This window comes from Polynucleobacter necessarius (genome assembly GCF_900095175.1).
GTDB lineage: Bacteria > Pseudomonadota > Gammaproteobacteria > Burkholderiales > Burkholderiaceae > Polynucleobacter > Polynucleobacter necessarius_I.
Window position 1 is genome coordinate 1,028,964 of sequence record NZ_LT606946.1, and the last position, 12,842, is coordinate 1,041,805.

Annotated in this window: 13 protein-coding genes, 1 other RNA gene and 2 pseudogenes; 4 read left to right on the forward strand and 12 right to left on the reverse strand. The window is 45.5% G+C overall.

Features of this window, described 5'->3' with window-relative positions; all coding sequences use genetic code 11:
- Positions 1-3: 3 nt before the first annotated feature.
- From surE to dnaX, 11 genes and pseudogenes are all read right to left on the reverse strand, one after another.
- On the reverse strand, positions 4-798 hold the full coding sequence (surE, locus tag DXE44_RS05345) for a 5'/3'-nucleotidase SurE (RefSeq protein WP_114653223.1): 795 nt from the start codon (positions 796-798) through the stop codon (positions 4-6).
- A 5-nt stretch (positions 799-803) separates the two neighbouring features.
- A pseudogene (locus DXE44_RS11400) lies at positions 804-2,209 on the reverse strand (efflux RND transporter permease subunit).
- The gene (locus DXE44_RS10655; protein ID WP_231970586.1) at positions 2,178-3,869 is read right to left on the reverse strand and encodes an efflux RND transporter permease subunit; all 1,692 of its coding nucleotides are present in this window, start codon (positions 3,867-3,869) and stop codon (positions 2,178-2,180) included. The pseudogene DXE44_RS11400 and the gene DXE44_RS10655 overlap by 32 nt, the downstream one beginning before the upstream one ends.
- Positions 3,870-5,141, reverse strand: a complete 1,272-nt coding sequence (locus DXE44_RS05355) for an efflux RND transporter periplasmic adaptor subunit (protein WP_114653225.1) — start codon at positions 5,139-5,141, stop codon at positions 3,870-3,872.
- Positions 5,142-5,150: 9 nt separating this feature from the next.
- On the reverse strand, positions 5,151-5,714 hold the full coding sequence (locus DXE44_RS10660; RefSeq protein WP_231970587.1) for a TolC family protein: 564 nt from the start codon (positions 5,712-5,714) through the stop codon (positions 5,151-5,153).
- A 3-nt stretch (positions 5,715-5,717) separates the two neighbouring features.
- Positions 5,718-6,770, reverse strand: coding sequence for a TolC family protein (locus DXE44_RS10665; RefSeq protein WP_231970588.1), 1,053 nt, complete (start codon positions 6,768-6,770; stop codon positions 5,718-5,720).
- Between the two features lie 180 nt (positions 6,771-6,950).
- Positions 6,951-7,103 (reverse strand): annotated as a pseudogene (locus DXE44_RS11190) (type II toxin-antitoxin system RelE family toxin); the annotation flags it as partial.
- Positions 7,104-7,203: 100 nt separating this feature from the next.
- On the reverse strand, positions 7,204-7,428 hold the full coding sequence (gene relB, locus DXE44_RS05370; protein WP_114653227.1) for a type II toxin-antitoxin system RelB family antitoxin: 225 nt from the start codon (positions 7,426-7,428) through the stop codon (positions 7,204-7,206).
- 202 nt (positions 7,429-7,630) lie between these two features.
- Positions 7,631-8,254, reverse strand: a complete 624-nt coding sequence (gene recR / locus DXE44_RS05375; protein ID WP_114653229.1) for a recombination mediator RecR — start codon at positions 8,252-8,254, stop codon at positions 7,631-7,633.
- A gap of 25 nt (positions 8,255-8,279) precedes the next feature.
- Positions 8,280-8,603 (reverse strand): YbaB/EbfC family nucleoid-associated protein, encoded by a 324-nt coding sequence (locus tag DXE44_RS05380; RefSeq protein ID WP_114653231.1) that lies wholly within the window; start codon positions 8,601-8,603, stop codon positions 8,280-8,282.
- Positions 8,604-8,652: 49 nt separating this feature from the next.
- Complete coding sequence (dnaX, locus tag DXE44_RS05385) at positions 8,653-10,326, reverse strand: DNA polymerase III subunit gamma/tau (RefSeq protein ID WP_114653233.1); 1,674 nt, start codon at positions 10,324-10,326, stop codon at positions 8,653-8,655.
- A 32-nt stretch (positions 10,327-10,358) separates the two neighbouring features.
- Here dnaX and ffs point away from each other — a divergent pair.
- The 4 genes from ffs (at position 10,359) to DXE44_RS05405 (ending at position 12,565) form a co-directional block, all read left to right on the forward strand.
- Positions 10,359-10,456, forward strand: an RNA gene (gene ffs, locus DXE44_RS05390) — signal recognition particle sRNA small type.
- A 425-nt stretch (positions 10,457-10,881) separates the two neighbouring features.
- Positions 10,882-11,457 carry a nucleotidyltransferase domain-containing protein gene (locus DXE44_RS05395; protein ID WP_114653235.1) on the forward strand — a complete coding sequence of 192 codons (576 nt, stop codon included), beginning with the start codon at positions 10,882-10,884 and terminating at the stop codon, positions 11,455-11,457.
- Positions 11,450-11,872, forward strand: coding sequence for a hypothetical protein (locus DXE44_RS05400; RefSeq protein WP_114653237.1), 423 nt, complete (start codon positions 11,450-11,452; stop codon positions 11,870-11,872). The genes DXE44_RS05395 and DXE44_RS05400 overlap by 8 nt, the downstream gene beginning before the upstream one ends.
- 33 nt (positions 11,873-11,905) lie before the next feature.
- Entirely contained in the window at positions 11,906-12,565 is a 660-nt protein-coding gene (locus DXE44_RS05405) for a putative quorum-sensing-regulated virulence factor (RefSeq protein ID WP_114653239.1), read from the forward strand.
- A 120-nt stretch (positions 12,566-12,685) separates the two neighbouring features.
- On the opposite strand, the gene DXE44_RS11010 is transcribed toward DXE44_RS05405, so the two are convergent.
- Positions 12,686-12,817 (reverse strand): hypothetical protein, encoded by a 132-nt coding sequence (locus DXE44_RS11010; RefSeq protein ID WP_269460672.1) that lies wholly within the window; start codon positions 12,815-12,817, stop codon positions 12,686-12,688.
- Between the last annotated feature and the right edge of the window lie 25 nt (positions 12,818-12,842).

The following is a 12,842-nucleotide window of genomic DNA, read 5'->3' on the forward strand; positions in this document are numbered from 1 at the left end:
ACCTCAACCGCGGGTCCAGCCGTTAGCTCGCATGGCAGCCAAACGGGCATGATGCGTTAAATCCAATTGCATTGGCGTGATCGAGATACAGCCCTCATCAATTGCATGAAAGTCAGTGCCTTCAGAGCTATCTTTTGCATGTCCAGCAGCACCAATCCAATAAATGTCATCACCACGTGGACTTTTTTGCATAACCACTGGTTGAGAATGATGACGATTGCCCAAGCGAGTAACACGCCAGCGATATAAATCAGCATAAGGACGATTTGGGATGTTCACGTTCAGCAAAGTTGCAGGGCCTTCGCTGTGCGCCATCTTCGACACCAGCATTTGCGCGACGATATCGTGCGCAGCTTTTGCAGCATCTTCAATGCGATTCCAGCCCTTATCGATTTGTGAAAAAGCAATGCCAGGAACACCAAACATGACGCCTTCAATTGCAGCAGCTACAGTGCCCGAGTACAGAGTATCTTCACCCATGTTCTCGCCTTGATTAATTCCAGAAACCACGAGATCTGGTTTTTCATCTAAGAATCCGGTCATCGCGATATGAACACAATCAGTTGGGGTGCCATTAATGAATAAAAAGCCGTCTCGCTCACCACCGGCTACGCGATGAATCGATAGTGGTCGTGAGAGTGTTAAAGAGTTTGATGCGCCACTATGATTTTGTTCGGGAGCAATCACAGTGACCCGCCCCAATGGACGAATGGCGTTGACTAGAGCCAAAAGACCAGGAGCAAGATAGCCATCATCATTAGAAATCAGAATGTGTGGCTGTTTTGTGTTTTCACTCATGAATTTCACTGCTTTTTATATAGCCTTAGGCCTTTGCCATCTGGGTCAACGCTCGACCTCTGAACCACCCATATATTACTGGTAATACCAAGAGGGTCAAAATAGTTGTCGTCACTATACCCCCCCACAATGACCAGGGCCAAGGGGCGTTGAGCCTCGGAGCCAATCGAATGGGATAAAGCGGCAGGCAATAGCCCTAGGCCAGAAAGTGCCGCAGTCATCAGCACTGGGCGAACGCGTAAGGAAGCACCCTCCACCATGGCATCCTTCATCGCACGATGCTCAGTCGCTGCCGTCTTGTTGATAAAGGAGATCAAAATCACCCCATCCTGAATCGCAATACCAAATAAAGACAAGAAGCCAAAGAAGGCAGAAATACTCAAGGTCTCACCCGCGAGATGCAAGGCGATTACACCACCGATAGCTGCAAACGGTACGTTAATCATCACAATGACTGCATCACGGAAATTACCAAAAGCACTAACGAGCAACAAGAAGATTCCCAGCAATGCCAATGGAACGATCAGCAAGAGTTTTTCTGTGCCTGTTTCATTTGATTGAATTGACCATCCCAGCTAATGGAGTAGTTTGGCGGCAAAGTAATATTTTTCTCAACCAAAAATTGCGCATCCTCTACGGCACTACCTAAATCGCGGTTACGTACGCTGAACTTAATTGCAATGTAACGCTTACCTGCTTCGCGATAAATAAAGAATGGTCCGTCAGACAATTGGACAGTAGCAACCATCGATAAGGGAATGGCGGCACCGCTAGGGGAGTCTACTAAGAGATGTCCAGTATCAGCGATGTCATTACGACTTCCTTCATTTAGGCGAATTGCTATACCAAAAGTCTTTTCATCCTCCAAGAGATTTGTCACCGCTGCACCACCAATGGCGTTAGCAACTACCGTCTGAATATCATTCACATTGATGCCGTAACGCGCAGCTCGCTCCCGATCGATCTGGATGTTTAAAGTCGGTTGACCCAACTCTTTCAAGATGCCTTCATCTGCAACGCCACGCACCTTTTTAAGTTGATCGATGACTTCATGGGATTTTTGATCCAAGATCTCTAGATCGGTTCCATAAATCTTGACAGAGTTCTCACCCTTAACACCTGAAAGCGCTTCATTAACGTTATCTTGAATATACTGAGAAAAGCTATAGGTAACGCCCGGGATTTTATTGAGTTCCGCTTCAAGATGAGTGATTAGGCCTTTTTTGCTAGAGCCACTTGGCATCTTGTCAGGGCCTTTTAAATAGAGTCCGTACTCTTGGTTAAATATTCCGGTGGAGTCCGTGCCATCATCAGGGCGACCAATTTGGGCAGCTACCTTCTCAATCTCAGGCTGCCTTAAGAACGTCTCGCGTAACTGATTAGTCACCTTGACCGAATAATCCAAATCCACTGTATTGGGTAAAGTGACTCGCAACCAAATATTGTTCTCTTCTAGCGTTGGCAAGAAGGCCGTTCCCAAACGGGTAATGCTCGATAAGGTGAGACCCAATACAAATACCGCCACTGGATACCACGGTTAATGGGCGATCCATCCACTTTCTGAGTAAAGGCTTATAGCCATCCAAGAGCTTGGTGATAAATCCAGGCGGCTTGTGATGCAAGTTCTCACCGAAGACCAAAGAGATCATGGCTGGCAAGAATGTCAGACTTAAGATCATTGCCGCGATCAAGGCAAAGCCCATGGTGAAGGCCATTGGCTTAAAGATGATGCCCTCTACTCCGCCCATAAAGAACAATGGAGAGTAGGCAACAATAATGATGCCGGTGGAATAGATAATGCTTTGATTAAGGCGCTTGCCACCCTCCTCTAGGTGGCGCATCACGTTCTCCGTCAGGATGACCGCAGAATCCACGATTACACCGAAGTCAATCGCGCCTAAAGAAATTAGGTTTGCTGGAACACTCCATAAATGCATCTGAATAAACGATACGCATAGCGCTAATGGAATTACTGCAGCCACTACAGCCGCCGCACGTAAATTACCCAAGAAGAAAAACAGCACTGCAAGGACCAAAGAGATGCCAAAGAACAGCGTGTGCTTTACTGTGCCAATCGTGATATCTAGCAAAACTTGACGATCATAGAATGGCACTACCTCAATGCCTGGCGGCAGTATTTGCTTATTGATATTCTCAACAGTATTGCGCACACGTGCCAGGACTTCGGTAGCATTCTCGCCACGACGTAAGTAAACAATACCTTCAACAGAGTCCGGGTTGTCATTAAACTGGAACATACCCAAACGTGGTGCGTTGCCAATCACAACACTAGCAACATCACCAATGTGAATTGGTACGCCATTGTGAGTTGAAACAACAACGCGCTTAATATCATCAATACTTTTTAAAAGCCCTACCCCACGAACTACAAACTGTTGTTCGCCACTGGGTAATAGTCCGCCACTGGTATTGCTATTCGCATTAGTTAAGGCGGTAATCAATTCAGTAACAGTGACGCCCTTTGATTGCAGGCTTTCTGGGCTAACAATCACTTGATATTGGCGAACCTTGCCGCCAAATGAAGATACGCCTGCAACCCCCGGCGTTTGCTTAAGCTCTTTATAAATCTCGTAGTTCTGCAATGTCTTTAGATCAGTCGACGAAGCGCAATCTGACTTCACCTCATAACGCATGATCTCACCAGTCGCATCAGAATCTGGACTGACGCTGGAAGTGACTCCATCTGGAAAGTTCACGTTAGACAGGCTAGTAATAAAACGTTGACGCGCTTGAAATGGATCCGTTGTGTCATTGAATTTCAAAGTCACAACAGATAAGCCAAATAAGGATACGGAGCGGAAAGCCTGCAGACCAGGAATACCTGCCAAGGCATTCTCAACCGGAATCGTAACCTGCTGCTCTACCTCAGTTGTGCTTCGACCAGGCCATTGAGAAATTGCCTGGATCGTTAATGGTGCCACCCCAGGGTAAGGCTGAATCGGCAACTTAGAAAGGCTATACATCCCCAAACCGAGCAGCACAATTGAACCAACGATGACAAGCACGCGTTTTTCAAGTACACCCCGAATAAAAGAAGTAAAGGCGCTCAATTAATCTTCCTGCTTTGCAAATCGATCATTTAATAGCGCTGCACCTTCCGCGAGAATGCGCGACCCAGATCCAACACCATCGGTAATTGCAAAGGCCTTGCTATTCAAATCGTAACCTTTGATAGGAATACGACGATACACTTCGTCTCCTGCTTTAATAATCACATAACGCATCTCACGTATGCGCACTACTGCTGTTTGCGGCACAACGATGGCATCAGTCATGCCAGTAGTGAGCTTGGCAGAGGCGTACATGTCAGGACGCAAAAGGTCATCATGATTATCTATATCCGCACGAATCAATAAAGCTCGAGTTTGCGGATCTATTGTTGGAGCAACATAGTTTGCATAAGCTACGAACTCTTTATCCGGGTAAGTCTCAACCTGCAAAACTAACTTCTGACCCGGTTTAATCAAGCGCAAGTCTTGTTCAAATACATTACCCAGGAACCACAGTTGTTTTGGATCTGCCAAGGTGGCAATCACATCACCAGAGTTCAAAGCAGACCCTGGCTCCACATTTCGCTTAACTACAACACCCTTTAGAGGTGATCGCATCACTAAATTACTTTGAGTTTTACCGGTAGCTTCAATGGTCTTGATATCACCATCGCCAGCACCAAGATTACGCATACGATTTGCGGCTGCTTGTTGGGTAATGCGAGCATCCCCAAGCAAGTCACCCATAGTTTTGCTTGACTCCAATACCTGGGCTGTTTTTGAAGAGAGTAAGTATTCTTGCTGGGCTGAGACAAATTCTGGGCTATAGAGCTCCACTATTGGGGAGCCGATATTGACCTCGGCGCCATCAAAAGCATAAATACGCTCTACTCGTCCTGGCGCACGCGCAGATAGCACCTTGGACTTTTCGGCGTTAAACGCTAAGCGGCCCGGTACTTTGATATCTACTGGTACCTGTACTTTTTCTGCTGTTTGGAAGATATAGATTTCTGGGTTCAGTTTGACACCAGGAAGTCTTAACTCCAAGACACCACTCTTCTCTATCTTGAGAGCTTTATCGGAAGCTTCAATCTTGACATTGCGATTGACATTGGTAATTCGACCCAAAACAATACCCATCGACAAGATGGCAAAAGCAAAGGCAGCCAAGCGAATGCGATAGCGATTTTGGGGGCTGAGCTTCCAGTACAGCGCAGCAACACTAGCAATAGCTACATACAGTTTATGGCCGCCAAAATGTAACACCTTATCAGCGATAGGCTTTGCTTTATCACCAAGCTGTTTTAGAACAGAAAGAATTTTGTCTTTCAATACCGCTCCTTAAAAAGGTTCTTTGCCAGAGGTAACTAGCAATACTGCTTGCGCTTGGAGTAGATTACTCTCCGCTAGCGCCAATTGAACTTCGAGGCTACGCAATTGTGTTTGCGCTGTCAGTAAATCATTAAATCCCTGACCATTATTTGAATACTGAGTAAGGCCCACCTTGTAAGCAGCATCTGCTTGTGGAACTTGGCGCTCTTTAAGAAATTGCGCTTGGCTCTTGGCTTGCTCGTATGTGGCATAAGCACTATTAACCGCCAAGACAATTTGTTGACGATTAGAGATGTTGCCAGCTTCTGCTGCTGCTTGGTTACGCTGCGCCTGCTCTACCCCATACTTTTCCTTGGTAAAGAAATACAGCGGAATAATCAGGTCCAATTCAAACTGGTAGTACATCGCACCGTTGTTAGCAGAGAATGGTCCGCGTGGCGTAAAGGATGAGCCAATGACCTGAAAGTCTGGCAAGTAGGCTTTCTTGGCTAGATCCACGCCTTTACGTGCAGCCTCCAGCTGTAAAGCTGAGCTCTTTAATGAAGGATGACTGGTTTCGGCATAGTCTTCCAACTCCTACAAGGTTGGAACGCTGTTCGTAGCACGACGTACATCGCCACGTAGCACGAGCTTCTCTCTCGAGTGGCGACCTACCAGTGTATTAATGTTATTAAGCGAAACAGATAACTGCCGCTCAACCGTAAATTGATCAGCTTGCGCTGCGCTCTGCGCCACTTGTGCGTTCAGATACTCAACATAAGCAGAGGCGTTATTCGAGTAGCGCGCTTTAGCGACATTCTTGATCATCTCCAAACGCATTACAGATTCCTTCAGAACCTGCAGTTGTTTTTGGGATGCTAAAGCGGTGTAATACAAAGTAGATAACTGTGCACCCAGTTGCAAGTAAATAGACTCGCTTTGCGCTAAGAGTGCCTCAGCATTGGTGTTAGCAATATCGGATGCCAAGCTCTTCTTACCCGGAAACTGAAACGGCTGCGCCACAGAAATAGAGTTATTACTGCTGATGCCAGTAGGATATTGCGGAGATGGCGCATTAGCCCCGCCCAAGGCAAACGGTGAATTCGCTGGCATGCCTGACCACACTAAGCCGACTTGAGGGTTTGCTGGGGCATTAATCTGCGGAACGGTTGCCTTTGCTGATAAATAGGATTCACGCAAGGAAGACAATTGTGGGTTATTTAATTTAAGCTCGTTCCAGAGCTGTCGCAAATCCATTTCTGCAGGGCCAGATGGCATGCCCTTTGTATAAATCTTCGGCGTATTACTTTGGGTTACGGGTGCAAATAAGGATGCGGCCTGAGATGTATTGGGAGCGCTTGAATTGCTACTGTCATTGCTGACTACTGGAGGCGTGGATAAGACCTCTTTAGAATCATTTGTCTGCACAGTCACACTAGCTGGGATTGCTGAATTAGCGGGTGATGTTTGCGCAAAAACAGAAGTCATAAAAAACAGGGGTGCAAAAGCACAAGCAAGCCACTTTGAGGGTTTTGCTTTTGCCATAATGGATTCGCTGGTTTTAATCTTGCCGTAAATCAAATCGGCTGCCTCTACATCTCTACTAATGCTGTTTTTATAGCCCTGAATATAGATTTCCCTACATTTCAAGGGGGTTTTCGAGATTATAGGGGGCTAGAGGCAAATGTCCATGAATTATGAATTCTTAACTTATTGATTCTAAAGATGATAATTAATCTGAATTACGTGAAATCCCTAGAATTCAGCATGAAACCTGAAAGATAGGGGTTTCCATCGTTAGACCCTGAGACAACACAATTACTTTAGCCATTATTTGTGGATGTACTTTCGATCGCCAACACTCACGACGAGAATGCTGATCTCTGAATCTTTAATAGAGGCAATAATTCGATAGTCGCCGACCCGATAGCGCCAGTAGTCTCCATACTCACTACCTTTTAAAGCCTCTCCCAGAATTCTTGGGTCAGCTTGAACAGCAAGCCTCTCCCTGCAAAACTAAAGAATTCTTTTCGCTACCTTTGGATCAAATTTTCTTAATTGTTTTTCTGCTGATGGTGCAAACTCAATCAGCCAAGCCAAGATTCCGCTCCACTTGGTCTAATGGAATGGCTTTTACTTTGCCACTTTTTAACGCCTTCATAGTCTTATCTGCTAGATATACGTCTTCCAAATCTTCCATGTAAGCAAGAATCGCTTCACGAGCATAAAAGGTTTTCGTTCTACCAGTTGCTTTGGCCAAATTATCAAGTCTCAATTCAATTTCCTTGGGTAATCGTATTGCCAGCATATAGCCTCCTAGTCATTGCTATACAAATATAGCAATTATGACGAATTTATAGGAGTTACAGTGAAGACAATTGTTTAGTTAAAAGATTTGGGTGGGGAAGATGCCAAGATAAAAGAGTATCTTTAAAGCAAGCTACAGGGGGGATATTTTATTGAGGCAGCGCCCTGAATTCAACGCCACGAGCGAAAGGGTTTTTAGAAAACTACCCTACTGTTCGGCGATCCATTAGCGCTCTAGCTAATGTGCCTGCATCCACATACTCAAGCTCACCACCTACCGGAATACCTCTGGCGATTCTGGTGACTTTGATACCTTTGGATTTGAGTACTTCACCAATGTAATGGGCCGTGGCCTCACCTTCACTCGTGAAATTCGTTGCAAGAACAACTTCTCTAACTGGCACTCCAGTGTCGGAAGTTTCAATGCGATTGAGTAATCGATCGAAATGAATTTCATTTGGCCCCATGCCATCCAATGGTGAGATGCGGCCCATTAATACAAAGTAATTACCTTTGAAACTTAATGTCTGCTCGACCATTACTTGATCAGCTGGCGTTTCCACAATGCACAGCAAAGATGGATCACGACAATCATCATTACAAGTTGCGCAAATTTGGGTTTCGGAGAAGGTATTACAACGGGCGCAGTGCCCTACAGTCTCAACTGCCTCACCCAATGACTGAGCCAATACAGCTGCACCATTGCGATCATGTTGCAGTAGATAGAAAGCCATACGTTGCGCTGACTTTGGCCCCACTCCAGGCAATACACGCAATGCCTCAATCAAACGACCGAGAGCATCTTGTGGAGCTTCTTGACGTGCCATTAAATGAACAGTTTTTTATTAATGATTAAAATGGCAACTTAAAGCCAGGGGGCATTGGCATACCAGCAGTAGCACCAGACATCACTTGTGAGCTAGCTGCTTCTACTTGTTTAAATGCTTCCGTATAGGCAGTAACCAATAAGTCTTCGAGCATTTCGCGATCATCCATTGCACTTGGATCAATCTGCACACGCTTCATTTCGTGTTTGCCAGAGATGGTGACTTTAACTAAACCACCAGCAGCTTGGCCAGTGACTTCTAGCGCAGCCAATTGCTCTTGCGCTACTTTCATCTTCTCTTGCATCTGCTGGGCCTGTTTCATCAAACCAGCAAGGCCACCTTTCATCATCGCTTTATTTCCTTGTATCTAATAATTGTTAAATCTTGCAATCAAAGAGTCACAGAGGCTTAACAGAGCCACCAACTACTTTGGCTCCAAACTCTTTTTCTAATTGCTGAATAAATGGATCTTGAGCAATCATCTGCTCTGCGTTTTGTCTTTTCTCTTGATGAATCTGCGCATCGACTTTAGCTACTGTCTTGCCTTCAACTTCACCCTTCTCGATTAACACTTTGATCGGTTTACCAAAGTGCGCGCTTAATGCATCTGCCAAACGGCCAACAGAAGCTTCTGACGCTAGTTGCGGCATCGGCGTCACAACCGTAGCACGCAAGCCTGCTGGTGAATCTTCCCAATCTTGCAACTCTGTCTGAAACGCAAACTGCTGAACCAAACCTTTAACCGGCAACTGACGCATCAAGGCATGCCAGTCTGGACGATTGGCTGCAGATGCAGTGGCCGCTGGCGCAGGAGCTGGAGGAGCTGAAGCGGCAGGTCTAGCTGCCATAGGTGCTGGAGCAGATGCTGCAGGCGCTGAGCTTACTGGCGCAGCAGTTTGATTTGCTGGTGCCGCTGGTCTTGGCGCGCTTGCTACTGGCGGTGCGAAGTTCCCTGCCCTGCCTGGAGTTTCGTTTCCGGGACGAAAGGCCAGCATGCGCAGGAGCGTCATGGCAAAGCCAGTTTGCTCATCTGGAGCTAGTGATAAATCTGAACGGCTAGTAATGCTAATTTGGTAGAAGAGTTGCGCTTCTTCTTTTGTCAGTGCACTGGCTAAGCGACGAATTTCTGCTGCTTCAGGCCAGTCTTCCAAAACAGATTCTGGAACAATTTGTGCGGCAGCAATTTTCTGAATGAGGCTGGATAGATCAGCAAGTGCTAATGAGAAAGACATACTGCGCTCACCCATCTCATTTGAGATAGCTAGCAATGTCGCTCCATCTTTTGCAATCAAGACATCCAGAATACGAATGAGATAAGCATCATCGAGTATGCCAAGCATGCCGCGCACTGCTTCTTCAGATACCTTGCCAGCAGCGTATGCGATGGCTTGATCTGTGAGTGATAAGGCGTCACGCATGGAGCCTTGGGCTGCTTTTGCCAAAACACGGAGTGCGTTGGTTTCGCAATCAACATTTTCTGCAGCGAGTACTTTTTCCAAATGCTCAACGATGAGCGGCACTGGCATTTGCTTGAGATTGAACTGTAAGCAACGCGACAGAATCGTTACTGGAATCTTTTGTGGATCAGTAGTTGCAAGTATGAACTTCACATGTTCAGGCGGCTCTTCGAGTGTCTTGAGCATGGCATTAAAGGCATGATTGGTGAGCATATGCACCTCGTCAATCATGTAGACCTTGTAACGCGCATTACTGGGAGCGTAGGCTGCCTTCTCTAATAGAGCTGCAATATCGCCTACCCCGCGATTACTCGCAGCATCCATCTCGATATAGTCAACAAAGCGACCAGCATCGATTTCTAGGCAGGCTGGGCATTTTCCGCAGGGTTCTGAGGTCATGCGACCTTGGCCATCTTCCCCGGTGCAATTGAGGGCTTTGGCCATAATTCGGGCGATTGTGGTCTTTCCGACCCCACGAGTGCCGGTAAAGAGCCAGGCGTGGTGTAGTCGACCCTGGTCTAAAGCATGGGTTAATGCCTTAACCACATGGTCTTGTCCTACCAATTGGGAGAAAGTTTTAGGGCGCCACGAACGGGCTAAAGCTAATGCTGTCATGTATTACATTCTAACAAGCTAAAATAGAATTGGACGGGCCTCCCCGCATGGCGGTTTGGATAACCTGGTCAGGTCGGGAACGAAGCAGCCAAACCCAATTCTGTCAGTGCCGGGGGTCGGGCTCGTCCACCTTCCCCAAGCTAGATTTAGCCAAATTACAGGATCTTTAAGACCCTGAAGATTCCCCAAATCATCCAAATAATCAGCAAAACGAGCACTACCCGGGAATCCATTACCAATCTAAACAATCGTAGTTGCTTATGCCTACATTCAATAGCTAGGTGCATTCCTATTCCCACGGTAGTCAGAAAGATTCAGCGTAGAGGTTTGAGAAGTCAAAGAACAGGGATTGAGGATGATTTGGGTGTAGGAAACAGCCGTCCTAGAACCATTCGAAGTGCCATCCGCTGAAAAATTTGCATGAATGATCAATGACTTAATGATTACAGACAAGTTGCAGGCTCATTCACCTTCCCTAATAAATTTTATGCATGTCTGCTGCCTATTTTTATTGGATCTTACTATTATTTAGCACAATCATGCTATTATTTAGTAATGTCACTATCAAGCGCTCTTTTCTCACCCAGTCAAAGCCTAGTCTTAGGCTGGATCTTTGGCCATCCAGAACGAGAATTTCATTTAAGTGAATTATTGCGCCTGACTAAGTTGAGTAGCGCATCACTACAGAGAGAGCTAAACAGACTTTCAGAAAGTGGGATTATCAGCTCAACAAAGCTTGGAAACTTAAGAATTTTTAAGGCCAATCAAAACTCACCTATCTATAAAGAGCTTCATAGTCTTGTAAAAAAGACATTGGGTATTGATCACGAAATCAATGTTGCTTTATTACCATTGCATCAAGATTTACAATACGCATTAATCTACGGTTCAATTGCTAAAAATACCGACACAGCAAGTAGTGACATTGACCTTCTTTTAGTCGGAAAGAATTTACGTCTTAGTAAAATACTGGATCTACTCACCCCAGTTGAACATAAGTTAGGACGAAAAATTAATCCCACCTGCTACACACCAAAAGAGTTTGAGAATCGTCACGCAGAGCGAAATTCATTTGTGAATAAAGTATTAGGACTGCCTACCATCTCAGTGTATGGTGCCTTAATTGACTAATCAAAATTTAGATAATTTAGTCAAAATTGGTCAACTTAAATCTGAGCCTTCCGAAGAAATTGAAGTAATTAGAATGCTTGAGATTTCCCATAGACGTTTACTAGACTCGGGGATCGCGGAGGTATCTATAGAGGGTCGATTTACGTCTGCCTACAATGCCGCCCATGGTGCGGCACTTGCTGCCCTGCGCTGGCATGGGTATAGAAGTGAAAATCGATTCATGGTATTTCAATGTCTCGGTAAAACGCTAGGCTGGCCCACTAATCAATGGCGAGTTTTTGATGCAGTTCATCAAAAACGTAATTTGGCTGAGTATGAAGGCTATCTGGAGATTGAAGAGTCAACCATTGACGAGCTGCGCGACCTCACGGCATCTTTAATTAAGGATGTTGAGGCACTCATCAAGGCACAATAGCCATCTAACCAAACGTTACTTAAAGAAGCCCTCATGCCCCAAGCCATTATTTTCGATGTAGAAGCAACCGATAAGAACAATGCCGTCATTATTGAGGCCGCTTCTTTAGACGTCACCTCTATCAATCCCCTCGCTGTTGGTAATCCTTGGGTGCAACGCTATAACCCAGGCAAGCCCATTAGCTTAGGCGCTTTAGCAACTCACCACATCATGGATGAGGAGCTAGTTAATTGTCCTGCAAGCAGCTCTTTTAGATTACCTGGTGGCACTAAATACATCATTGGTCATAGCGTTGATTTTGACTGGGAGGCCATTGGCAAGCCTGAAGTAAAACGTATTTGCACTCTTGCTCTTGCTCGTAGCCTTTGGCCTGACTTAAATAGCCATACGCAAAGCGCCCTGCTCTATTACTTTGAAAGATCGACTGCTAGAGAGCAATTGCGTGATGCACATAGCGCGCTAGCTGACGTATGGATCTGCTCTAAGATTCTTGGGCAGATTATTGAGAAGCTGAAGCCATCTTCTTTAGATGCTTTATGGGAAATGTCTGAGAAAGCTCGCATTCCAACTGTCATGCCTTTTGGCAAGCACAAAGGTGAGTTGATCAGCATGGTTCCATCTGACTATAAGCAATGGATGCTACGCCAAGATAATGTATCGGAGTTCTTGCGCAAAGCTCTTGAAGCAAAATAATTCCCTTTACTAGGGAATAAGGAATCCGTGATTTCCTTATTCCCCTTCTAGGCAGCTACTGCTTGTTCTGTTTTTTATTTACTTCTGTTTTACTTCTTCTTTACTTCTACTTCTCTTACCTTACTGATACTTGCGGCTAAATACTTGAGTATTGCTACGCTCGTTGCGCTTTGTGCTTTTCAGTACTGCGCAGTAAGACAAGATCATGATGATTGCGAGAGTGATGCCGTTGAAGTTATTGAGTAGTTCCATTTAATTTCTCCTTATTTACTTTTAC